Source organism: Rhodococcus sp. O3, from assembly GCF_048897285.1.
GTDB lineage: Bacteria > Actinomycetota > Actinomycetes > Mycobacteriales > Mycobacteriaceae > Rhodococcus.
Map to the genome: position 1 here is coordinate 24,887 of NZ_JBMBTE010000035.1, position 22,905 is coordinate 47,791.

Sequence of the window (22,905 nt, forward strand, 5' to 3'; positions counted from 1 at the left end):
GACAGCGTCACGGGTCCGTCAGAGGAACGAGTCCTCACCCCGGAGACCGTAGCGAGGATGGTCGCCGATGACCATCGACTCGAAGATCCCGAATCCTGTTGCGTCACCCTCCCGGGTGGTGATCACACAGTCGCGCAGCTGGTGAGCTTCGAGCAGTGTTTGGCGGTCGGTCATGTCCTTGTACCGCTCGCCGTCGAGATGGTCGATGCCCTTCCACCCGCCGTGCCGCTCTCCCTTGTAACCGAAGTAGAGTGCGGTGCCGAGGTGGAATCCGATGTCGGACACGGGCGCAATCTCCACTGTTCGTGTCTTACCCCAGCCGGAGTCGAAGGTCATCGTGCCGCCGAGCAGACGTCGTGTGGCGGGGTCGTATTTCAGATCGTCCACCATGCCGTGCAGAGGTTCCTGACGGCCATCCGCGTGGTTGACGAATCCGGAGAAGTAGTGGACCTCGCCATCGACCCACTGGAGATAATGGTGAATCTCGTACGGGGCACTGCCATCTGCCGGCTGGAAGTACATGGGGCTCCAGGTGAGCAGAAAGTTCTGATCCATGCGGTTCGGTGAGTGGACGTCCGGGGCCGGTTCACCGACGTCCATGCGGACCCCCCATGAGCGGTCCCGGTATCCGAGCCAGGTCTCGTCGGTGATCTTCGTCCGCTCGCCGTCGATCTCGACCCACCCGGAGACGGTGCACAGCTGATGGAACCGCCGCAGGTCCGAGGAGATCCGTAGGCCGTCCATTCCACGCTGCGCATCCTTTCGTTCGAGGAAAGGAGGCAGGACCGCGGTGAGCGTGACGTCGAAAGACAGTGGTTGGACGTCGTTCTCACGCAGGATGCACCGGACCTTACGCATCGGCTCGATGATCTCGTAGTCGATCGGTCCGACGCCCGTCCGCTCGGGGTGCTGGTCGAGCTCGGTACTGGCTCGTACAGTGATCTGCTCTATGCCTCGGGAGATACCGCCGAAACCTTCGATGACATTGCGGTTGTGGTACTTGCCCAGGCCGAAGTCGATCTGGAGCGAGCCGTCGCGAGCGAACAGTGAGCACCAGACTCGTTCCGTCCAGGACACGTCCGAGTCGGAGACGATCGAGAACGTATCGGGTGTCTGATGGATCAGGTATTCGTCTGCAGGTGTCACGAGCTGCATTGACTGACGCATGATGTTTACCTTTCGAGCCACCTGCCGGCGGCCACTTCTCGTGATGCGTTGTGCGGTAGTTCCGCTGCGGTGGTCTAGTTGAAACCTGTGAAGGCGCTGGGGCGATCGTGGGCAACGAGTGCTCCGCCGAAGATCGCGGCTGCCTGATCGTCATCTGCGAGCGGTTCGGGAAAGAGAGCCATCGTACGGTTCGAGAACGACCAGTCGATGGCGTCTTCGACACCGGCAAGACGCGCGAACGGCCGTAGTCCCCAGCTGTACATTCGCGTGGCTGCGAGGATGCGGCTTTCCCGATCCATGTCGCTGAAGGTCCGATACAACCCGAGGTGTTCGGAGCCCAGACGTTTCGCGAGCTCCGACCACTGTTCCGGCGGGAGTACGGTGGTGGTTCCCTCGGCATATCGAGCTACGACCGAAGCACTGACGACCGCGGACAGGAAGTGGTCGGGTTCGGTGAAGGTGGTACCCCAATCGTTGATCTCGAAGTCGTGGAACGCCGCTGGCGAGTATTCGAGCGTCAACGTCACGCCGCTGACTCCGGGATTGCAGGTCTTAGCCCATGGGTAGGCGAAGGGGCCACTGTCCAGGCTCAGGAAGTCCCGTACCAGGACCGCAGTGCCCCGGGTCTCGTCCGGGTAGGGTCCGTTGTCGCAGATACCGACCCTCGAGTCGGTGAAGTACATGAAGCAGTATCCGGACAGCGCAGCGTTGAGCTGCTTCAGCTCTTTGCTCGTCGCGGCGTCCAAGGGGTGCAGTGTCCGGCGCAGGCAGTCCACTTCCTGCTGCGGCAGGTACTTGTTGGTGAAGCCGGCGTCCTTGTAGTCGAGCGTTCCGTCTCCTCGATGGGAGAGCGTGAGTCGTCTCCAGAAGTCGACGACGGTCCGCACGTCATCGAGGGCATCGTTCGGACCGAGTTTTCCGAGACCGATGAGAAGCTCGCGTCCGCAAAGGTAGTGATACCCGACCATCCAGATCCACAGGGGACTGATCTGTCCCGACTGCATACGCAAGCGCGCACCGATTTCTTCGGCCGGCATCGCGGCATCGATCACGCGGATCCGTTCGGGATAGCTGTAGAAGTCTTCGATCACCGACATGGACATGTACGGCATCATCGGAAAGATCTCGGAAGTGAAGCCGGACCGTCGTGTCATCTCGGGCTTGAAAGACCGACCCATGTGCAGGATGAGTTGTTCCAATTGGCTGTCGGTCATCTTCTCTCGACACAGCTGGCTCACGGTGTCGACCGTGACGGATGCCGGAAAGGGTTTGCGCCCGATTTCGTCTCCGACGGTGGCGACGTAGTTCCACCAGTCGGTTACAGGACAGCCGGTCGTTTCGGATGTGTACCGGCGGGTCGGTCCTGTGTGGTCGGTGACTCCGGATGTGGGGGCCGCGGTGGGAAGGATGTCCGCGGTGCTGGCCCCTGACACGTCGGTGTCTGTGGCCGGCATCAGCCAGCCTTCGTTGTCGGATGACGATTCCATACGCACCGGATCACCGTCGGCGGGCATCCAGTCGGTGAGGTCGACGGCCAGGAGGCACGGCACTTCGTATTCGCGCGACACGATGGCCAGATGCGACCGGGAAGTGCCGGACGTGCAGATAATTCCACCCAATCGACCGAGGATGGGCGAGAGGAAGGTAGTGCCGCCGGACTCCACCAGCGCGATGACACCACCGAGGTCGTCACCGAAGACGTCGATGACGTCCTGCGGTGTATGGAAAGCGCGGATCGTGCCGTGCGCAGATCCGAAGTTGTACGAGCTCACTCCTTTGTATCGCGCTGGTGTCGCGGCAGTAGGCATGCGGGGTCCTTCTTCAGTAGGGCAGATCAGCAGTTCTCCGGCCGGCCGGCGCGGATGTGCTCGGCAACGATTCCCACCGACGATGTCGGGAGGCCTGTGACGGCGGGTGCTCAGCTGTTGGTCGGCTCTTACATGAGCCGGGACGGCAGCTGTCGGAAGCACGACGCGAAAGTCGGTTGTCAACCTCCCAGCGGGCGGAAGCACCCGTCACGGTCGCCGGGCACGAAGACGCCGCCGATCAGATTCAGTGCCACCTCCGGGTCACTGAACTTCTGGAAGGAGTCGGCGATGCGGGGTGTCACGTTCCAGTCGATATCGTCGTAGCAGTCGGCAAGACGGGCCCATGCCTTGAGCTTCCATGCGTACATCTGTGTCGCGTACAGGTTGCGCTGTTGCGGATCGGTATTTGCCAGTCGTTCGTACAGAGTTCGGTGTGCCTTGCGGATCGCCTTGGTCGCCATCTCGATGTCGTCCAGATCGAGTGGTCTGAGGGTGCCGTCGTCCGTAGTGAACACACGGGTTTCGAGGATGTCTCCCTGATAGTCGCTCGGCGTGAACCAGGCTGTGCCCCAGACATTGTTGTCCATCTGCACGGTGCTCGGAAGGCGGTAGGCAATGACGAAATGGTGGTAGGGCAGCGATTCCCTGATTCCGTCGAGCCAGGGGAAGTCGCCGTCACCGTCAGCGCAGGTTTCGCGGAGAGCGAGAAACGATCCGTCCTCGAGGACGTACGGTCCTGTGTCACATACAGCCATCCGTGCGTCGCAGTTCTCGAGGAATGCGTATGCGGTCAGGCGTGCTCCGAACTTGCGGATCGCTGTCTTGGTCGCATCGTCGGCAGGGACCAGAGCCGCGCGAATCTCGGACAGCAGTTCGTCGTCGACGACGTGAGAGCTGTTTGCAGGATCGGCATCCATGTTGAACAGCACACCGTCCGTACGCATCGCGATAGTCGCCTCGCGCCAGAATCTCAGGACTTCCAGCTGGTCCTCGAGGCCGTCGGCGAGCGTGTTCTCGCCGAGGTCCACGAAGAGTTCGCGGCCGGTCAGATAGTGCAGCGGAGTAGCTGTCAGGTTGATGAAGCTTCGCTTGGTGCCGATGGGCAGGGCCTTGCGGACCAGTTCGGTCGGCGTAGCGTGCTGCCGGATCGTGCGGATGCGTTCGGGTACGCGCAGATAGTCCTCCATCATCGACATGATGATGTAGGTGTTCATTCCGAACAGTTCGGATTCGAATACCGTGCGCGCGGCCAGTTCGGACTTGTATGCGGTACCGGCCTTGTGTACCAGCCAGTTCCACTCGTCGAGTGTCGGCTCGTAGGTGGGGTCCGTGTAGAGGAGGTCGAGGTTCGCGGGAGAGGTCAGCTGCGCAGTCATGCCGATACCTCCGCGGTCGTAGCGATATATGCCGTCTCGGAGTCGGATAGATCGAGGACGACGATGTCGCCGTCGGAGACGGACTCGACGAGGTCTGCCGCCAGCACGCATGGCACGTCGGATTCGCGACACAAGATCGCGAGGTGGGATTCCCGGCTGCCCGCGGTACAGACGATGCCCCGCAGGTCCGGGAGGATCGGCGAAAGGAAGGTCATGCCTCCCTTGTTGACGAACGCGATCGTATTCTCGAGGTCGTCATCGTCGATCGACAGGACGTCGGACGTGTCGTTGAACCACCGGGCCACTCCTCTGACCTTTCCTGTGGAGAAGAGATTGGTGCCGGTTCCGACGTTGGCGAGATTTTCGTTCATTGCTGCTCCGTTCCGCCCTCGGAGGGCGTGGGTGAATCGGGTACGCAGATGCAGGCGATGACGGGAACCATATGAACGGGACCCGACTGTGATCCAGTCCACTTAGGGGGACACTGTCGCTCGCATCACACTGCAGGGCAAGTGGTGGGGTCAGGATGTGTCGGTATCCGGGGACAGAATGCGTAGTCGCAGTGACGGTTTCGGATGAAGAGCGTGCGAGCTGGACCTTTCACGCCGCCATCGAGGCCTGGACCCGATCCGTAGTGATCACGTAGTTGGACGGTATCGGCTCACCGAACTGCGCGGGCACAGTTCACCTACGAGTCGCGCCGCGAGACGGGGCCACGACCGACACCGACTCGCACCCGAGCAGAGAGGTCCACACATGCAGTTCGACAGCGCCTGCTCCACCCTCGTGTCCCAGGCACGCGGGCAATCCATCGGCGACCTTCCACGCCGATCCGCGGCACGCTTCCCGGACAAACTCGCGATCGTGCACCGTGAGGTGCGGTTGACGTTCGCGCAGTTCGACGCCATGGTCGACCGCGTCGCAGCCGCGCTCCACGCGGCCGGATTGCGCCGCGGCGACCGCCTGGCCGCGCTGTCACACAACTGCTGGCAGCTCCCGGTCCTGAACTTCGCAACGGCGCGACTCGGGGTCGTCTTCGTCCCGATCAACTTCATGCTCACCGGACCGGAGATCGCCTACATCCTCGACGACTGCCGAGCCGATGCCTTCGTGGCCGAAGATGCCCTCGTCCCCATCGCCGACCAGGCAATCGCGGAATCCGCGGGAAGTGTCCGAATCAGAGTAGGTATCGAACTGTCCGGTTCACCACTGCCGGACGGGTGGACACCGATATCGCAATGGACACAATTCCGCGACCGCACAGCACCGGAAGTCCCGGTCGGCGACGACGACGTCATCCGGATCATGTACACCTCGGGCACGGAGTCCCGCCCGAAAGGGGCCATGCTCACGAGCCGATCACTGATGTGGCAGTACATCAGCTGCATTGTCACCGGCGGAATGAGCAGCGAGGACAAGGAAGTTCATGCGCTTCCGCTCTATCATTGCGCCCAGCTGGACAACTTCCTCAGCACCGACATCTACCTCGGAGCCACCAGCATCATCCTCGACAGACCGGACCCGGAAGTGTTGTTGCGCACCATCGAAGCAGAACAGATCACCAATCTGTTCTGCCCTCCGACCATATGGATCGCCTTGCTGCACTCGCCGAGCTTCGACACCACCGATCTTCGGTCCCTGCGCAAGGGTTACTACGGCGCCTCCGCCCTCCCCGTCGAGATCCTGCACGAGATGAATCGTCGACTTCCCGGAATCCGACTGTGGAACTTCTACGGCCAAACCGAGATGTCATCCCTGGCAACGGCTCTGGGTCCGGAAGACCAGATACGCAAGGCCGGCTCTGCCGGACGTCCGGCGTTGAACGTGGAAACCCGCATCGTCGACGACCAGAACCACCCATTGCCCGCAGGAGAAGTCGGCGAGATCGTGCACCGCAGTCCGCACGCCACAGTCGGTTACCTCAGCTTCCCGGAGAAGACAGCAGAGGCATTTTCCGGAGGATGGTTCCATTCCGGTGACCTCGGCTACCTCGACGACGAGGGTTATCTCTGGGTCGTGGACCGCAAGAAGGACATGATCAAGACAGGGGGTGAGAACGTCGCCACCCGAGAAGTCGAAGAGATCGTCTACACCCTCGACGGCGTCGAGGAAGCGGCAGTCTTCGCCGTGCCCCACCCTCGCTGGATCGAAGCGGTCGCAGCAGCGGTAGTAGTCACAGACCCGGAGATCGACGCGGCCGCTGTCATCGAGCACTGCCGGAACCACCTGGCCGGCTACAAGGTCCCGAAGCAGGTCATGATCGTCGACAGCCTTCCGAAGAATCCCAGTGGCAAGATCCTCAAACGGCGACTTCGTGAGCAATTCGCCGGAGGGCCGCACCGTCCCTCGGACCTGACCGTTGCCGGCATGGATTCAGTACCGGACTCGGTAGGGGCCGATCCATCGAGACCGTAATCCCCACCCTGAGTAGGCCCCACAAGGCCGCTGGTGCCACCTCAACCTGCATCCGGAGCGGTGTGAGCCCCACACCACCACTCCGTCGATGGACCACGCATCCAGACCACCAACTCCGCATCCCGACACCCACTGCCGAGAGGCCGAACCCATGAGTGTGCCCACCAAACCGAACACGGCGGCGCAGAGCGTTCACCCGACGATCGACACCTCATCCACACTCGACGGCGCCCGCGTACGTGCATGGCTCGCCGAGGTCGAATCCAGAAGAGTCGGAGAACAACTCACCACACACTTGATCGCGGGCGGACGCTCCAATCCAACCTACGAGGTCACCGACGGCGACCGACAATGGATTCTCCGCCGCCCCCCGCTCGGGCACGTACTGGCCACCGCCCACGACATGCGCCGCGAATACCGAGCCCTGACCGCCCTGCGCGACAGCACCGTCCCGGTTCCCCGCACCATCGGACTCTGTGAGGACACCACCGTCATCGGCGCCCCCTTCTACGTCATGGAGAAACTCGAGGGCGTCACGCTGCGCACAGCCGACGACACGCAACGCCTCGACCCCAGCCAACGAGCAGCACTGGCCGACTCCATGATCAGCACCCTCGTAGCCCTTCACCAGATCGACCCTGGTGAGGTCGGACTCGGCACCTGGGGACGCCCCGACGGCTATCTCGAACGACAACTCGGCCGATGGCGAGAACAATGGCAGTCCTCGATGACCGCCCCCCCGCATAGAGGTCGCCGAACTTCACTCCCGCCTTCGCGCGTCGATGCCGAAAAGCCGGTATCCCGGAATAGTGCACGGCGACTTCAAGATCGACAACCTCATGGTCGACACCGCCGACCCCACTCACATCGTGGGTGTCCTGGACTGGGAGATGTCGACGCTCGGCGACACACTCACCGACCTCGGTATCCTGTGCTCGTTCTGGGACCAGGAAGGCGAATTCCACAACCCCATCACCGCAGGTGCCACTGCCCTTCCAGGCTTCCCCACGCGCGACGAACTCGTATACGCCTATGCCCAGGCCCGGGGAATCGACGTCTCCGACATCGACTGGTACCTCGTGTTCGCCGACTTCAAGATCGCAATCATCCTCGAAGGCATCCACGCCCGACACCTACAAGGACACACCGAGGGCGACGGTTTCGACGACGTCGGCGAGATGGTCGGCCCATTGCTCGAACGCGCTCTCGAGCGAGCATCCCGCTCGTCGGTTCCGGGCCTGTCCGGCTGATCCATTCGGCCACACGATCCACCGCGCCCATCGGGCACTCCATCACGAAGGAAACCCATGACCTCTCACCTCAGTGCCCTCGGACCCACACCGGTCGACCCTGCTTCCCTCGACCTTCGCCCCTCCGACAAGGCTCTCGAACTCCGCGACAAGCTCGTCGACTTCATGCACAACCACGTCTTCCCCGCCGAGCACGCGTACGAGGAGTATCGCCGGCAGGCCGGACCCGACGACCACACCGTGCCGCCCGTCGTCGAGGAACTCAAGAAGCAGGCCCGCTCGCGCGGACTGTGGAATCTCTTTCTTCCCGCCGAGTCCGGCCTCGGTCAGCTCGACTACGCCTCGCTCGCCGAAGTGACGGGATGGAGCCTGCATCTGGCGCCCGAAGCGACCAACGGCCAGGCACCCGACACCGGGAACATGGAACTGCTCCACCTCTTCGGCACCGATGAACAGAAGAAGCGGTGGCTCGAACCCCTACTGGAGGGGGAGATCCGGTCGGCGTTCTCGATGACCGAGGTGAACGTCGCGAGTTCCGATGCCACCAACATCGAGACCCGTATCGAGCGCGACGGAGACCACTACGTCATCAACGGACGCAAATGGTGGACCAGCGGTGCCGCAGACCCGCGGTGCAAGGTCCTGATCGTCATGGGCAAGACCGATCCGACCGCCCCACCGCACCGCCAGCAGTCCATGGTCCTCGTCCCTGTCGACGCCCCCGGCGTCACCGTCGTCCGCGATGTCCCGGTCTTCGGCCGCCACGACCAGCACGGTCACTGCGAAGTCGTCTACGACGACGTCCGCGTGCCCGCCGAGAACGTCCTCGGCGAGGAAGGCGCCGGTTTCGCGGTCGCGCAAGCCCGTCTGGGACCGGGACGCATCCATCACTGCATGCGCGCACTCGGCGCCTCCGAACGCGCCCTGGCCTTGATGACGACCCGCGCCCGAGCGCGTGTCGCCTTCGGCAAACCGCTCGCCGAACAAGGGGTGGTGCAACAGCAGATCGCCGAATCCCGTATCGCTCTCGACCAGGCGCGTCTGCTGTGCCAGCTCGCCGCCAAGACGATCGACGAGCACGGCAACAAGGCGGCAGCACCCTATGTGTCCGCAGCGAAGGTGGCGGTCCCTCGCGTGGCCCTCGAGGTCATCGATCGCGCCATCCAGGTGCACGGTGGCGCAGGGGTCAGCGACGATGTGCCACTTGCCGCGATGTACGGCTGGCACCGGGCGATGCGGATCTTCGACGGCCCCGACGAAGTGCACGTCCGCACGATCGCCAAGACCGAGCTCCGCAAGTAACCGGGTAGCTCGCGTCAAATCGGTTCGCCCGACGACCAATTCGCGGTATCGGATCGATCTCATACCCTCATCGACATAGTGGACGTGCTGCACAGGACGATCGTCGGAGAAACAGGACGTGACTCGTCGCTCAGCGCCGGAACGGCAACTCCCTGTTCAACTCACAAGTTTCGTCGGGCGAGCCGCGGAACTGTCCCGTATCCGGCATGTTGTCGTCAAGCACGAGAGCAACCGCCCGCGTGAGAGCGTCCTCAACTGGGAGCGCGGCCTGCTCGGCAGGCGAGAGTTCGTAACGCGAGACCGCGATCGGCTGGGTAGTACCGGCCAAGGCGTACCGGACGACGGACTCGTTCTTGTCCGCGACCAGCAGCACCCCCACGGTCGGCTGATGCTGCGGGCGCCGCAACCGGTCCTCGACGAGGACGACATAGAACCCGAGTTGGCCGGCGTCACGCGGGTCGAACCTCGTGGTCTTGAGTTCGATGACCACATAACGGAGCTGTTCGACGTGGAAGAACAGCAAACCGAGGAAGAAGTCGTCGCCCTCGACATCGAAGTGGACCTGACGACCCACGAACGCGAACCCGGGACCGAGCTCGCGCAGAGTGTCGATGATGCGCTCGACGAGCCGATCCTCCAACTGCCGCTCGGCGGTGTCTCCGTCGATGGCCAGGAACTCCAGCGCAAAGGGATCCTTGGTGATCCGCTGGGCAAGCTCGGAATTGGTGCGCTCGAGCGCCTGCGGAAAGTTCGACGGGGCCGCCCCCTCCCGCAGATGCAGACCGGTCTTGATCTGGTGCGCCAGCACGGGGCGGCTCCAACCATGTGCGACATCCTTGGCGCTGTACCAGTCGCGCAACTCGGGGTCATCGAGCTTCTCGAGCAACTCGATGACATGCCCCAGGGCGATTGGCCAACGGGTCGTTGACCAATTGCGTCGACGTCGGGCCACGCCTCGGCGAACCTGCGCATGTACTTGAGGTTGGCCGGCGAGAATCCCTTCGCACCGGGGAATTCGGTGCGCAGATCCCCTGCAGAAGAGCACCGGAACGTTGCCTGTCGGCCAATCAGCTCGACCAGCCAGCCTCGGACCGAGACAGTCGCAGCCTCAAGCAGGTTCACGTGCGATAGGCGTCGGCGCGGTGGGAAATCGCGGTGACCTCGCCCGTGCCGTTCATGTCGTTGATCAGGTACAGCACCCTGCATGTACCCCGGCGGGCACTGTACGCCGGCGCAAGCGGCGGCTCCAGAGGTTTTCCATCCCTTCTCGGATTCTCCAGAAGCGGACCCGTGACGAACTCGTACACCGCAGTAGCGACCTTCTCCGGCAACGACGTCGTCAGCGTCCGCGCAGCGGACCGCGCCATCACCAACCGATACCGATCACCCGGCTCATTCACTCCCCCGCCGACCGAGGATCGCGCATCAGCCGGTCCAGTTCCTGGGCCTCGACGACATCCCCGCCCTCGACCTCGGCCCGTCCGGCGAGATGGGCCGCCGTCAAATCCGTATCCGACAGCACCGCGATCGTCTCCCGCAATGCGTCGTAGTCGTCGGCGCCCAGCAGGACCGCAGCGCGATGCCCGTTGCAGGTGATCTCGAACCGCTCATGCGTGCGTTCGGCCTCATCCACCAGCCTCGACAGCTGCGCCCGGGCGTCAGCAACAGGAAGAGTCGTCATGCACATAATTCTGGCTTAGAACGGAGCGGGTGGTGCCCACCTCCGGTCACCACGGCAGCTCCGCCTTCGCGGAGATTCGACAACGCGAAACCGTGATCGCCAGGTGGATCGCCGAGGTCGGCGGTCTCGGCGAGCAGGCGTCGTAGACAGTGGACCCGACCACCGTGTTTGCGTTCTCGTTCGACACCGGCGCCTGCACCACCCCCGGAATCCGCGACCTTGCCGCTGACCGACCCCGCGAACGCTCCTATCGTCACCCCTACACACAATCGTCGGCCCCGTCCCGATCCCGCACACCCACCACGCGGTCGCCTACCTGCTGCGCAGCCGCAGCGACCTTGAAGCTGCCGGTCCCGGACGTCGCCCGCGCGCTCGCCGCCGGACACCGCAACCCCTGACTCCACCTCGACCACATCATCTCCCCACCCTCCGCGCTGCCTGCTGCAACTGTGGAACCTCTGAACAGCGCGCGTTTCCACCTCACGGTGGGGTGTTCGATGCCTTCCGCAAGATATCCGACGAAATCCACAACACTTGTGCGCCAGCAACTCCGGCGCGATCTGGTCATACCGACGTACTCCGCGCGCCCTGGTCGTATTCGGCGACACAGGAGGCCGCACTGCCGTCTTCACCCGCAAGTCGGCAGGGGTCGGCTATGCCCGACTGACCGACCTGAGAGTCAGGCGCCGTCGTAGTCGGTGACCACTGGACGAGCTCCTGACCTACTCGCGCAGGGCGTCCGCTCTCGATCCGGTGCCTCCTCGATGCGGCCCCGGCATGGGCCGGATGGCACTCGACGACCACGTACCTGTCACCCCGACAGCACTTCCGTGTGACAGATGGTACAAGGTACACTTGTGGCACATCTGGAGGTGGTGGCCATGCTCGCCGATCGTGACCGTGCCCGCGAGACGATCCATGCCCTGTCCGACGACGATCTCGTGGGACTCCTCGCCGACGAATTCTCCCGCCGGCCGCATCTGCGTCCGGTCCGCGACGACGTGACGGCACTCCTGGCGATGAGCCCGGCGCTGGCGCTCGCCCAGGAACGTGCGGTCACCAACCCCGCCGCGGCCGCCGTCGCCCGCACCCGCATCGTCACCTCGGTGTTGGGCACCCTCATCGACGAGCACGAGATGCTCGACTCCACCGCCGTCAGTCGCGTCCTGGGCAAGGCGACGACCAGCCGCAACACCGCAAGCCGCCTGGCCGCCACCGGCACGGTGATCGCCCTGCCCGCCGGCGGGCAGAAGCTTTACCCCGCCTTCCAGTTCGACGCCGAACGACGCCGGGTCCGCCCGATCGTCGCCGAGATCAACACTGCCCTGGGCGCGAAATCCGACCCATGGGGCACGGCATCGTGGTGGCTGAGTCCCACCGCATTCGCCGACGACCCCCGCTCCCCGGCCGAACTCGCTGTCGCCGGCGGGTACGAGCAGGAACTGCGGGACATGGCCGACGATCTGCTCGAAGGCTGACGCGGCGTGGACTACCCGGATCCACCGCGTGTGCTGCCACCTGCCCTGATCACCACCATCGCTGCCGGGACCTCGGTATGGCGGATCCACGGCGCCACCCGCGGCGCCGCCGATCTGAACCCGACCCCCCGGCCACGGGTACGGGCGGGCGGCCGGTTCGACAGCCTCGACGGCACGTACTCGTACCTGTATCTCGGCGACAGCCCGGTCGCCGCGGTCGCCGAAACACTGTGCCGCAACCTGCCGGTCGACCAGTCTCCCCGGCTGATCCCCCGCGCCCAGATCGCCGGACGCGTCCTCAGCGAGCTACACACCACCCGAACGGTGCGCGTGGTGGACCTGACCGGCACCGGCGCCACGCGGATCAACGCCGGAGTCTGGTTGACCAAGTGCGATCCCTCCGGGTACCTGCACACCCGGCGCTGGGCGGCGGCGATCCTCGCCGCGAATCCAGGCATCGACGGCGTGCAGTACCGGCCCCGGCACGACGAGAACACCCTGGCCTGGATGCTCACCGGCGCCCCCGGCACACCCCGCCACCCCGCCGTCGCCGCGGTCGGCGGCGTGATCGCGCTCGACTCCGCGGACGGGCACTACCTGCTCGGGACGCTGCTCACCGCCCACAATGCCGCCCTCGCCCCGTGAAGCTCCACCGAAACGACATTGCGGCGCATATCCATCCCCGACCGGCGGACCGGTGCACGCACACGGTCGATCGACAGGGCCCCGGACCTCCGATCAAGAGAAGCGTGCGACGGCCACCCAACCGACCGAGTCGGAAACGCCGTCCGCCACCTCAAACCCAGTATGCTACAAGCGAGTTCGAGAAGCGGATCTGTCGCACTTTCGACGAGCCCCGGTCGACGCCGCCCAGTTCGCCTACGACCCCTCCGCGCACAATCTCGGCGTCACCGCCATCACCTATCACCGCACTACGAACAGCGCCGTCACTCCCCACATCGAGATCTACGACGACGAATGACCACACAGACCTGGGGCGCCGCACACCAAACGGACCAGCGGACGCTCCCTCGATTGCCGAGCAAGAAGGGTCATCAGGATGGCCGAGCCAGGGCCCCTCCCGAGGTGGCTCATTCCGTCAGGGCGTGAAGGCACCCTGACCGGGACCCACCAGGCAGGTCAGAGGTGTGCACGCGCAATCACTGTCGAAACCTGAGCCAACTCCAGATGCTCGTTCCAAGGAGATGGCTGCGAAGTCAAGCACCCCGTACACCGGTGCACAGCTGCTCCGCACCAACGAGATTGCCGTTCGGTGAGCGACAAGCGGAATCGGAACTTGCACCGCGGCGTCCTGTTGCACTTCCCGGCGAGGCCCAGCCGGGTCGCCACATCCCGCGCGATCTCGAGATCACGTATTCCACTGCTGTCGAATAGTTTTCAAATGCTGAGGACAATCCGGAGGCGGGGTCGACGTCGACATCTCGTCCCGTCGCACCGACAGCCTCACACGATCGAGCGCGTGCCCGGTACAGGCCACCGTCAACCGACAAAGATCAGGACACCGACGACTCCTCCCGTGACCAGCGATGCGCCGCCACAGATCAACCACGCCCGGGTTGCGGGGTTCCGCCACCGATCGCAGTGGCCAGCCGCGACCGATCCCCTCCGGTCCTGATCGGACGCCCGGGACTCGGACATGCGGCGGGCCTTCGCGTCCGCTCGGGCCGCCACACCGAACGAAACGGGAACCACCAGCAAGAGCCCCCACAACAGACCAACCATCGCGCCGATACCTGCTTCGGGCATTGCCTTCCTTCCACACCACACGACACCCACCACAAAGACCGTTCACCGGTCCCCGGCCACCCGCGCCTCCGACACCGGCACGACCACGCCCCACCGACACCCACCAGGGTCCACGCCTCGCGCCTGGCCCATGCGCCCGGCACCAGGACCCCCCTCGCCACGACCACCGCTGGTCCGACACACGCCGTGGGAGCCTTCCGGGGCCAGCACAGTTCTCGGTCAGGAACGACGCGTGCGCCGTTCTCCGCCGGTGGCTCGATCGAGTTCCGGCATGCGCCCAGGATCAGCAGAAGCCGGAAGTCACCGGGAGTCGCGTGGTTCGAAGACCGGGAATCTCTCCCCTGGTTGTGTGCACCGGAAATGCACCCTCACCGGCCGATCGGACGGCACCGGAACCTCACCGTCGATCCACGAATAGACCCACGGGCCCTCGTCGAGTTCGACGATGGCGATGACCGACGGGCACGGCGCACCGCACACCGGGTCGGGTGAGCGATCGGCGGTCCGGCACGACACGATCACTCCCGCACCGGCCGAGTCGACAGGCTCGAGCTCGCCGTTGCCGCACGAGTGGCAGGAGACGGTCAGGGGCGGGAGCAGTACCGCGCAGTCCCGGCATTTCCAGATGACGAGTCTCCCCAGTCGCGTGGTCATGCGCCCGCGGCCGGAGACAGCGGCGGTCGCGGTGCGACCTCGACACCGAACCCGCCCAGGACGGTGCGCATCGCGTTGTCGAAGCATTCCGGATTCGAGGCATTCCGGATTCGAGTTCGAAGGGTGCATCGCCGGGTGAGGCCCGTCGGCTCGGGGCACCGGCGATCGGTGTGGGTAGTACATCGTGTGAACCTCCGTAGAGCCGGTGCGGCACATCACACGATGCCGCCTCCGCCGCGGCGCAGCGACGGCCGTAATGCCCGAGGGCATACCTACTTTCCCGGAGCAAGGAAACCGGCCGGTACGGACCAGGGTCCGAAACGGGTACCCCACCCCGCCGGTCGGCCGTTCCCGAACTCCCGCGTGCACATGATCCTCGAAGAACCCGAATCGCTCCACTCACTGTGAGGCACACATGCCCGACACACCGGCGACGCCCCACCGCGACCCCAGAAAGAAACCCCTCCGATGATCACCTCGTTCGTCCTCCGGCCGGTTGCTCGCACAATCGCCGTCGTCCTGATCCTCGCCGACACCGTCCTGGCCATCCGGATACCGGACCTGCCCGACTGGGACGAGGCCGGCAACCCCATCCGCCACTGACACCGCCCGGCCGGCAACGAGGACTCGCGCCACCCCCGAACGAACCCCTGCCGGCCCGACACATCGACACTCCCGTCGTCGCATCACCGGCGCACCATCACCTGCACCGCCGACACATGTCGTCGGCGGGCCTGATGTGGACGACTGGCTACCCGGTCAGCTCCACCCTCGGTGGCGCGTTCATCGAGATCATCCGCGTCCACGGCAAGACAACCGAGGTGGCCAGGACACCGGCCCAGCACCCCGAGGCGAGATCGGTGGCCATCCCGGGAGATAGGCGCTCCGATGCCCATTGACGACCAAGTTATCCGCCGGGATCGCCGGCATACTGGTTTACCGCGGTAAACCACGCCTCACACCCACGCTGCCGCGAGTCGCCGAGCGACCCCTCCCTTTCGCTAGATGCTTTGTTCCGAAGACCCCCCTACCCGATGAATGAAGCACACGACAAGGCGCGTCGAGCGCGACAGTTCATGCCGTTCTCCATCAGAAGTGCGGTGCCGGTCAGCCCACAATCGCTGTCAACGTCGCCGCCGTCACCGGCGATGTATGGGATAGGTGACCACGCGGACGCCATCTTTCCGGTCGCCGCGGTCCGGTGGACCCGCGAAGCTCGGCGATCCGGGCGGCCGGGTACAGGGCAAGCCTCATCCATTGTTCAGTGCCGTGTGACGTCGAGCTTGTCGATGGTGGCGAAGGGGAAGCCGAACTGGTCGCCGTAGATGTCGAATCCATTGTTCTCCGGTGGTCGAGGGTGGCGTGGCGCTCGAGATTCGCCACCACGCGCGCTTGATTGCCGTCGGCCAGGGCTGCGGCGAGCTCTTCGCGACCCCTCGGCCCTGAACGGGACATCAATAGTCCCAAAATCCACTGTGCAGGTGCGGTATTCGCATTCAACCTCGCCGCCGTTGCGGACGTGCACCTGGCCGGTGACGCGGATCGTCGCGACCGTCGGTGTCCCGTCCGGTGCGAGGCCCCGGCCGGGCAGGTGACGTCGGTCGACTTGGCGGCTTTGAGTTCGGACCTCGTATCCTTGCGCAGCCCGTTGGTCTTGCCCGATATGTACTTACGCACCAACTACGAGGTGCTCCGAACTACCGCGCCGAACTGCCGCGCCGCCAACAGGAAACGCGCACCCAGCATCGACCAGTGGGATAGATCCTGAACACGACACAACCCTCCTCGCTGTGGCTCCGACCGGGGTCTCACGAGCCACGGGACCGCATGCCCTCACCGACACCCCGAGAACGAGGCGGTTGCCCCGAGGGCGCGGTGGGTTCGTCCGTGGAACGAACGTGCACCTGGCTCCGGAGGGCACCTCGGCGGTGATGGTGATGCTACCAATCTTCGCTTCGCACCCGCTACCGTGCCGACCATGGGTACGACCCTGCACGCACCACACCCGTGGCCGCACATCACCGCAGCCCTCCGCGGCCCAGGACCTCGCCGTGTCGCGATCGCCTACCTCGACGCCACCGCACTCGAGTTGCTGCCGCTGCGTGCCGGGGACCTGCTGATCGTCAACGCCGCCCGAGCCGCAGTCCGCGCGCATGCCACCTCCCCCACCGCCCTCCGGCACTTCGTCGACGCCGGTGTTCATGTGCTCTCGACACCGAATCTGCATACCGGCCTCATCGTCACTCCCCGATACGCGATCGTGGGCCCCTCCAGCGCCTACCACAGCTCCAGCATCGCCGACGAAACCGCCATCGTCACAGACGATCCCGCCGCCATCGCGGCCGCACACACCTTCATCGATACCCTCGACGACACCACCGACGTCGACCAGGCGTTCCTCGACAACGCCACCGCGATCTGGTCGATCGGACGCGCCGTGCCCCTTGCCGGCATCGGCAGCCGCACCCGCAGCGACCACGACTTCCTCCCCACGCCGGTCCGCCGGATGTTCGTCCGCCGCATCACCGAGTACACCCCCACCGCCGACGAACAACAGGTGTGGGAAACGGCGCACCCCTACCCTCGTGGCACTGGCGGGCCGAGCGCGAAATACCAGACGCAGTGGCTGCGGCTGGACACACCCGACACCGGCCGGCGCAACCGCCTCGAACGCGGCGATGTGCTGCTGCAGGTCACCGCCGACACCGCCTGGATGCATCCACCCGCGGTCGTCGCCAGCGACCCGATCTCCATCCCCCACACCCGCCACGCGGTCGCCTACCTGCTGCGTACCCGGACCGATTTCCAGCCGCTACCGATACCGGACGCCATCCGCGCCCTCGCCGACGCCGGGCACCCCAACCCCCGCCTCCACCTCGACCACCGCATCATCTCCCCCACACTCCGAGCCGCCCTGCTGCAACTGTGGAACCTCTGAACGGTGCATATTCCTTGTCACGCATGATGTTCGGCATCTTCACCAGATATTCCCGGAGATATCCACAATTCTTGCGCTCCAACGCTTCTCGCGAGCGACGATCACGCTGACATACCCACATGCCGGTGCGTGTTCGGCGACGCAGGTGCCCACCTTTGTCGTCTTCATCGGAGAGTCGGCGCTCGACCACGGTCGGCCGACCTGGCCTGAGGGCCAGGGGCCGCCATGCCCAGCGACCTCCCGGATGAGTTCCTGACCCGCTTGTGTGTGGCTTCCCGGCCTGGGGACGGCCGGGTTCGTGATGTCGAGACCGCCGTCTTGTCCATGATGTCGATGGCGCTCGAGAATGCATCCGCTGAGATTGGATGGACGCACGGCCGCAATCTGCAGGCTCGACGTTGCGTCTTCGAGGTGGTGAAGGTGTTGGTATGAGCGGCGACTGAGGAAAGAGCCGGCAAGATCGATGCGTGCATCCAGGAACTACCTAAGCACGCTTCCGCGCTCGAACACAACGTTGCCGAGGAAGAAACCGACTGGCGCATAGAGTGATTTCGGTTCACCCAGATTCCGGACCGCCCATGACTTCGAGCCAGCGCCACTCTGGCTTCGAACTGTAGTTCAAGAAGCAGACCGCGGCTCGCACACAACTGGAATCGGCAGGACCACAGGGATTCTTGCAGCATCCCCCACTGATGCGCCTGGCACCTGCACTCGTCGGATCCGTCCGGACCCCTTACGATTCAGATCGAGGACAATCGGACTTCGACACCACAATCTTCGCCGGGTGCCCCGCACCCACGAGCACAAGAAAAGTGCAGTGGGTGCGGGATTGTGGAACTCTGCGGTACCGGCGAACGGAAGGTCAGTGCGCCGCCGCGTACTCGTCGACAAGCGACTGGGGCAGACGTCCGCGAGCGGGGACTTCGTAACCGGCCTCGATGGCCCAATCCCGGATCTCCTTAGAGCTCGGCGTACCCGAAACGCTCTTGCTGGCCGCGCTTCCTCGCCGCTTCCGCCCTCCGACACGGGTGGCATGCGCCACGTAGTGCTCGATCTTCTTGCGGAAGTCTCGGGCGTTCTTCTTGTTCAGGTCGATGGTGTACTCGACGCCATCCAGGGCAAAACTGATCGTCTCCCCCTCGTCCTCCAAAGGGGTTCCATCGATGTCGTCGAACACTTCCACGACCGTTCTGCTTGCCACCGGCAAACCTCCATTTTCAACCTTTTCGGAAGGGACTGGAAACATTCTACATACCAACGGTATGGGGCGAATCCTAGAATCAAGAAAGTACCCCACGTGAACGCATCCAGGAGCCCGCCTGTGCAGTTGATCCGAAGTCGCAAGAGAACCGCTCCAAAGGAGCCGGTAATTGGGTCCACACTTAACGCCTCACCGGGACGTGCCGACCACCCTCATCTTCGCATCGAAGATCACCACGCCATCCCGAACGGCACTCCCCCACTTGCATTGATCGACGATGCAAGCGACGATCACGGCCGGGGCAGATCCCCTCGACGCGACCCGCACTGCCCTCTCAATACGTCGCGCAACATCAGCCATTCCACCCTGCGCTGGGCTTGGAACTAACCACCACGCAGGCCTACGCAGAAGACAGATTTGTGACGGTCACCACCAACCATCCGAGCAACACCTTTCCATACTTTCGGTCGAGTGATAATGCCCCTCACCTGAAACAAGAGCTTCGCGCCGATGGCGTGTTTCCCGAGGCTAAGAAGAATCCCGACGACACTCAAACCGCAGTCGAAATACCAAAACGCGTTCCTGAACTCAGCCCGGACTCGTCCCCTCAGTCTGAGCGGACACTGCCGCCTCGGAACATCTACACGCCTGGGACAGGTGCGTTGCACGGAGGATGCCCAACTGATTGCCGCACGTCCCCGCCCCACCCCGGGCCGTCGAGCCCGAGTGGCGGCGACAACCACCCACACCAGCGCTATCAATGGTCTACACGCGATAGTCAACGAAAGGACAGCGATCGGCATAAACGGGTCCGCGACGGCCGAAGACCGCTACCGCAAGCGGTCACCTCGCCTTCGAAGACGCCCTGCGAGGTGACCGGAGTCCCCCTCGACCGCGACGACTTCGTTCAGATCCTGCACAGCCGCGCCTCCCGCAACCCGGTCGTACCCGACTGTCCGAACACGACGCCCGCATCCTCGACGAAGCCGGATTCACCGGCGACCGCACCGCCGCGACCACCGCACGACTCGACCGCGACATCCGCATGGCGACACTGGTCCACAAATCGAAAACGATCGACGACGCCGCCGCCCATCTCGGTGTCACACCCGCCCGCGTCCGGCAACGCATCACCACCGGCGCACCCTGGGCGTTCGACTCGGGCCGCCACCGACTCCTGCTCCCCGCACAGTTCACCGACACCGGCGAAGTCCCCCACCTCGACAAGATCATGCCGTCGATTGCGCAGGACCTGTACCCACTGACCGTGCAGGCACTGCTCACCCAGCCACAGGACTCACTCGTCGTCGACGGCCACCCGGTGTCGATCGTGACATGGCTGACCGGCAGCGCCGGCAGCCACGACGACATCGAAAGGCCCGGAGGTCATCACCATCGCCGAATGGGAGTCGATGTAGATGGCGGCGATGATCCCGCCACCACCGGCCATCACCACACTCCGCGCGGCAGGACTGCTCCCCGACAAAACCATCGAATGGACACCGACCGAAAGGATCTGGCGCATCCACCGCACCACCGGGAACCACGTCCTGCGCTGGAGCGGCCTGCGGACAATCGGGCCGATCCTGCGGTTCGATCACCACCCGGTTCCGCGCGGTACACACCCCGACTACGGAATCTGGTACGGCGCATCCACTCCCCGTGGTGCAGTTGCCGAAGTGTTCCGGTCCTCCAAGGTCATCGACCGCCACCGCGGTAATCCGTACCTGACCGGCCTCACATTCACACGCCCCGTGCGTCTGCTCGACATCTCGGGGATCGGCGGCGGAACATGAGCCACCCGCGTCGGCGGCGGCCATTCCCTCGACCCGGTGTCCCATGGCCGGGCCCAGCACTGGGCACGCACCATCCACCGCGCCCATCCGGATCTGGACGGCATCATCTACCGCGGCCGGTTCGCCGGATCCACCTCGATCGCGCTGTTCGATCGCGCGGCCGACGCCTTCCCGGCCCGGCCAGACTTCTCACTTCCCCTCGCACACCCTGCCCTCGCCGACGCGATCGACACCGCAGCCCACTGCCTCGGCTGAATCGTCACCCGACCGGCAGCACAGCGCCAGAGAATAACCCGATACCGTCGAGGCACGCCCGAGGCGCCGACACACGTTTCCCGCGGCGTCCCCTTCGAGACTTGGCCGAGCACCGGTGTAACGGACGCGGGCCGCATCCGCCAGACCCGTATCAGCTCGCAGCAGCCAACCCCGTGAGAAGATCACAGCCGCGCTCCACCGAGTAGACTCTCGCGCCCCAACGTGAACGAAATGTATTCCGCCGGAAGAATATCCGAGAACCGACCGCACGCTCGCGTTTGCGGTCGCGACGGTCGTCTGCAGCCGTGTGCCATCGACAACCCGCGCACGCCGGCGCCACACCCACCAACCCGAAAATGCAATATGTGCATCCCAGTCGCCTGGAACCGACGCGAACGCCGACCCAAACGATCGGTCGACATGTTCGCGCTGGTCGCAACTCGAGCGAACACCCGAACGGTACTGCTCGGAGTTCTACGCTCACCCGTCGATAGCTGCACCATCGACAACGGGCACGGCTCCGCCGGCAACACGCTCGACACCCACCCGAGCCCGAAAACTACTGTCTCAGAACGCGGAATCCTGCAAGTGCGACCCTGATCATCCTCGGATACCCGCCGGACGCCCATACCTGCAAGACGTCGCAGTCGAGTTCGGCGACAGCCACGACCTTCCCCATACGTGCGCACTCGCAGTAGGATCGCTAGCCGCCCCGGCCTGCGCCTCCGTCCGCAAAGCGACCAACAGCATCACACCCGATATCGGACTTCTCCACGGCAGACCAGCCAATCCTCGGAACGCACATCGCCGGCCTGGACCGCCAACTGGTCCCACTCCCCATCTGGCTTCGCCCCCGGGTCACGCAAGTCGCATCGTCGATCGTCGCGGTCTCGACCCACTCACAGACGTGATCGACTCGGGCGTCGCGAATCCGGCCACAACCATGCCGTTCGGCGCGTGACCGCTCGGGACCTTCCGAACACAGCCTCCGAGGTACCGAGCAAGACACGACAATCGGAACTCCTCGACGCACCGAGCACCGCGAGCGCCATGCGGACGCCGCAGCCGAACTCGCCCGCCGAAGCACCGGAGTGCTTCCGCCTCCCCGGACACCGCATCCCTGGCCTCCACGGACCGAGACACCGACTACCGGAACGCCCGATCGTCTCCAGGTCGACACACACACTTCAGAAGCTGAAGCTGTCGGCACGGAGGTATTCCGACCGCGAATCGACTGGCGCACACCAAGTCACCAGTGAGTCGAACACCCAGCTTGCGCCGCTGATACAGAGGGCCACGGCCGTGGATCTCGAATGGGATTCGCAGGTGCTGTTGGTGTTCCGGGACACTCTGGGCCACAAAATGATTGCCACACACTGGTAGCCCGACCCTGGCGAAAGCTGACGCGATCGCGCCGGTGAATCTTGTCAGCATTCCAGGAAGTCACCTGCGGCACGTCCGAGAAGCCGGCCCTCTCGGGGGAAGATTGCGGAGCCGCTCGGTTTCGGTGCAGCCATGACCGCCCCCTCGATCGGCCCGGAGCTGTATCTCCGTTCCCCGGTTACCGAGACCGTGTAGTTCTACATCTCCAGCGCACAGCCGCCCACTGCAGTTGCCTCGTCGTGGACGCTGTCCGCGACGCGGTTCAGTGGTTCGGGCTGGCTCGAGCGTTCAGATCGGACGCTCCGCATGAGTCGCCGAGCCCGCAATCCTCGTCGGCTTCGGGCCGTGGGCCACAGGCACCAGGCACTACAGGTATCTCAAGCGCGGCGACGCGCAGGCCCGCACGCAGCACCACCGGAAGATGGGCAGGGGTG

General features: G+C 64.5%; 19 protein-coding genes and 2 pseudogenes. 9 read left to right on the forward strand and 12 right to left on the reverse strand.

Annotated elements, in window-relative coordinates; genetic code table 11:
* Positions 1-18: 18 nt before the first annotated feature.
* From ACN675_RS12535 to ACN675_RS12550, 4 genes are all read right to left on the reverse strand, one after another.
* Positions 19-1,167, reverse strand: coding sequence for a hypothetical protein (locus tag ACN675_RS12535; RefSeq protein WP_420751150.1), 1,149 nt, complete (start codon positions 1,165-1,167; stop codon positions 19-21).
* Between the two features lie 74 nt (positions 1,168-1,241).
* Positions 1,242-2,975 carry a PEP-utilizing enzyme gene (locus ACN675_RS12540; RefSeq protein ID WP_420751151.1) on the reverse strand — a complete coding sequence of 578 codons (1,734 nt, stop codon included), beginning with the start codon at positions 2,973-2,975 and terminating at the stop codon, positions 1,242-1,244.
* Between the two features lie 179 nt (positions 2,976-3,154).
* Positions 3,155-4,351, reverse strand: coding sequence for a hypothetical protein (locus tag ACN675_RS12545; protein ID WP_248674006.1), 1,197 nt, complete (start codon positions 4,349-4,351; stop codon positions 3,155-3,157).
* On the reverse strand, positions 4,348-4,722 hold the full coding sequence (locus ACN675_RS12550; RefSeq protein ID WP_248674005.1) for a PEP-utilizing enzyme: 375 nt from the start codon (positions 4,720-4,722) through the stop codon (positions 4,348-4,350). Before ACN675_RS12550 ends, ACN675_RS12545 begins: the two co-directional genes overlap by 4 nt.
* 385 nt (positions 4,723-5,107) lie before the next feature.
* Here ACN675_RS12550 and ACN675_RS12555 point away from each other — a divergent pair, with 385 nt between their 5' ends.
* The 3 genes and pseudogenes from ACN675_RS12555 (at position 5,108) to ACN675_RS12565 (ending at position 9,318) form a co-directional block, all read left to right on the forward strand.
* Positions 5,108-6,766, forward strand: a complete 1,659-nt coding sequence (locus ACN675_RS12555; protein ID WP_420751152.1) for an acyl-CoA synthetase — start codon at positions 5,108-5,110, stop codon at positions 6,764-6,766.
* 151 nt (positions 6,767-6,917) lie between these two features.
* Positions 6,918-8,016, forward strand: a pseudogene (locus ACN675_RS12560) (phosphotransferase family protein).
* A gap of 57 nt (positions 8,017-8,073) precedes the next feature.
* Complete coding sequence (locus ACN675_RS12565) at positions 8,074-9,318, forward strand: acyl-CoA dehydrogenase family protein (protein WP_420751153.1); 1,245 nt, start codon at positions 8,074-8,076, stop codon at positions 9,316-9,318.
* A gap of 130 nt (positions 9,319-9,448) precedes the next feature.
* Here the strand turns inward: ACN675_RS12565 and ACN675_RS12570 are convergent, their stop codons facing one another.
* The 3 genes from ACN675_RS12570 to ACN675_RS12580 all read right to left on the reverse strand — a co-directional run bounded on the left by ACN675_RS12570 (position 9,449) and on the right by ACN675_RS12580 (position 11,005).
* Positions 9,449-10,363 (reverse strand): PDDEXK nuclease domain-containing protein, encoded by a 915-nt coding sequence (locus ACN675_RS12570; RefSeq protein ID WP_420751154.1) that lies wholly within the window; start codon positions 10,361-10,363, stop codon positions 9,449-9,451.
* 73 nt (positions 10,364-10,436) lie between these two features.
* Positions 10,437-10,685, reverse strand: coding sequence for a type II toxin-antitoxin system RelE family toxin (locus tag ACN675_RS12575; RefSeq protein ID WP_420751155.1), 249 nt, complete (start codon positions 10,683-10,685; stop codon positions 10,437-10,439).
* A gap of 29 nt (positions 10,686-10,714) precedes the next feature.
* Positions 10,715-11,005 (reverse strand): type II toxin-antitoxin system Phd/YefM family antitoxin, encoded by a 291-nt coding sequence (locus ACN675_RS12580; protein WP_420751156.1) that lies wholly within the window; start codon positions 11,003-11,005, stop codon positions 10,715-10,717.
* An 851-nt stretch (positions 11,006-11,856) separates the two neighbouring features.
* On the opposite strand from ACN675_RS12580, the gene ACN675_RS12585 reads away from it, so the two are divergent.
* Positions 11,857-12,477, forward strand: a complete 621-nt coding sequence (locus tag ACN675_RS12585) for a hypothetical protein (protein WP_420751157.1) — start codon at positions 11,857-11,859, stop codon at positions 12,475-12,477.
* A 6-nt stretch (positions 12,478-12,483) separates the two neighbouring features.
* Positions 12,484-13,122: an RES family NAD+ phosphorylase gene (locus ACN675_RS12590; RefSeq protein ID WP_420751158.1), complete on the forward strand. Its 639-nt coding sequence runs from the start codon at positions 12,484-12,486 to the stop codon at positions 13,120-13,122.
* Between the two features lie 855 nt (positions 13,123-13,977).
* Here ACN675_RS12590 and ACN675_RS12595 read toward each other — a convergent pair.
* Together ACN675_RS12595 and ACN675_RS12600 are read right to left on the reverse strand one after the other, a co-directional pair.
* On the reverse strand, positions 13,978-14,244 hold the full coding sequence (locus ACN675_RS12595; RefSeq protein ID WP_420751159.1) for a hypothetical protein: 267 nt from the start codon (positions 14,242-14,244) through the stop codon (positions 13,978-13,980).
* A gap of 300 nt (positions 14,245-14,544) precedes the next feature.
* Positions 14,545-14,898 carry a Zn-ribbon domain-containing OB-fold protein gene (locus ACN675_RS12600; RefSeq protein ID WP_420751160.1) on the reverse strand — a complete coding sequence of 118 codons (354 nt, stop codon included), beginning with the start codon at positions 14,896-14,898 and terminating at the stop codon, positions 14,545-14,547.
* Between the two features lie 468 nt (positions 14,899-15,366).
* On the opposite strand from ACN675_RS12600, the gene ACN675_RS12605 reads away from it, so the two are divergent.
* From ACN675_RS12605 to ACN675_RS12615, 3 genes are all read left to right on the forward strand, one after another.
* Entirely contained in the window at positions 15,367-15,501 is a 135-nt protein-coding gene (locus ACN675_RS12605) for a hypothetical protein (RefSeq protein WP_282582437.1), read from the forward strand.
* A gap of 116 nt (positions 15,502-15,617) precedes the next feature.
* Positions 15,618-15,797, forward strand: coding sequence for a hypothetical protein (locus ACN675_RS12610; RefSeq protein WP_420751161.1), 180 nt, complete (start codon positions 15,618-15,620; stop codon positions 15,795-15,797).
* Positions 15,798-16,876: 1,079 nt separating this feature from the next.
* Positions 16,877-17,836: a phosphatidylserine/phosphatidylglycerophosphate/cardiolipin synthase family protein gene (locus tag ACN675_RS12615; protein WP_420751162.1), complete on the forward strand. Its 960-nt coding sequence runs from the start codon at positions 16,877-16,879 to the stop codon at positions 17,834-17,836.
* An 862-nt stretch (positions 17,837-18,698) separates the two neighbouring features.
* Here the strand turns inward: ACN675_RS12615 and ACN675_RS12620 are convergent.
* From ACN675_RS12620 to ACN675_RS12630, 3 genes are all read right to left on the reverse strand, one after another.
* Positions 18,699-19,037 (reverse strand): histone-like nucleoid-structuring protein Lsr2, encoded by a 339-nt coding sequence (locus ACN675_RS12620; protein ID WP_248676698.1) that lies wholly within the window; start codon positions 19,035-19,037, stop codon positions 18,699-18,701.
* A 907-nt stretch (positions 19,038-19,944) separates the two neighbouring features.
* Positions 19,945-20,256, reverse strand: a complete 312-nt coding sequence (locus ACN675_RS12625) for a hypothetical protein (RefSeq protein ID WP_420751163.1) — start codon at positions 20,254-20,256, stop codon at positions 19,945-19,947.
* Between the two features lie 78 nt (positions 20,257-20,334).
* Positions 20,335-20,562, reverse strand: a complete 228-nt coding sequence (locus ACN675_RS12630; protein WP_420751165.1) for a hypothetical protein — start codon at positions 20,560-20,562, stop codon at positions 20,335-20,337.
* Between ACN675_RS12630 and ACN675_RS12635 the strand changes: the two are divergent.
* Positions 20,465-21,088 (forward strand): annotated as a pseudogene (locus ACN675_RS12635) (RES family NAD+ phosphorylase). The gene ACN675_RS12630 and the pseudogene ACN675_RS12635 sit on opposite strands and share 98 nt — an antisense overlap.
* Positions 21,089-22,905: the final 1,817 nt, after the last annotated feature.

Bases quoted from the DNA above. Each gene is read 5' to 3' on its own strand.
- ACN675_RS12535 (WP_420751150.1), bottom strand. From the start codon at position 1,167: ATGCGTCAGTCAATGCAGCTCGTGACACCTGCAGACGAATACCTGATC.
- ACN675_RS12540 (WP_420751151.1), bottom strand. From the start codon at position 2,975: ATGCCTACTGCCGCGACACCAGCGCGATACAAAGGAGTGAGCTCGTAC.
- ACN675_RS12545 (WP_248674006.1), bottom strand. From the start codon at position 4,351: ATGACTGCGCAGCTGACCTCTCCCGCGAACCTCGACCTCCTCTACACG.
- ACN675_RS12550 (WP_248674005.1), bottom strand. From the start codon at position 4,722: ATGAACGAAAATCTCGCCAACGTCGGAACCGGCACCAATCTCTTCTCC.
- ACN675_RS12555 (WP_420751152.1), top strand. From the start codon at position 5,108: ATGCAGTTCGACAGCGCCTGCTCCACCCTCGTGTCCCAGGCACGCGGG.
- ACN675_RS12565 (WP_420751153.1), top strand. From the start codon at position 8,074: ATGACCTCTCACCTCAGTGCCCTCGGACCCACACCGGTCGACCCTGCT.
- ACN675_RS12575 (WP_420751155.1), bottom strand. From the start codon at position 10,685: ATGGCGCGGTCCGCTGCGCGGACGCTGACGACGTCGTTGCCGGAGAAG.
- ACN675_RS12580 (WP_420751156.1), bottom strand. From the start codon at position 11,005: ATGTGCATGACGACTCTTCCTGTTGCTGACGCCCGGGCGCAGCTGTCG.
- ACN675_RS12595 (WP_420751159.1), bottom strand. From the start codon at position 14,244: ATGCCCGAAGCAGGTATCGGCGCGATGGTTGGTCTGTTGTGGGGGCTC.
- ACN675_RS12600 (WP_420751160.1), bottom strand. From the start codon at position 14,898: ATGACCACGCGACTGGGGAGACTCGTCATCTGGAAATGCCGGGACTGC.
- ACN675_RS12605 (WP_282582437.1), top strand. From the start codon at position 15,367: ATGATCACCTCGTTCGTCCTCCGGCCGGTTGCTCGCACAATCGCCGTC.
- ACN675_RS12610 (WP_420751161.1), top strand. From the start codon at position 15,618: ATGTCGTCGGCGGGCCTGATGTGGACGACTGGCTACCCGGTCAGCTCC.
- ACN675_RS12615 (WP_420751162.1), top strand. From the start codon at position 16,877: ATGGGTACGACCCTGCACGCACCACACCCGTGGCCGCACATCACCGCA.
- ACN675_RS12630 (WP_420751165.1), bottom strand. From the start codon at position 20,562: ATGCGCCAGATCCTTTCGGTCGGTGTCCATTCGATGGTTTTGTCGGGG.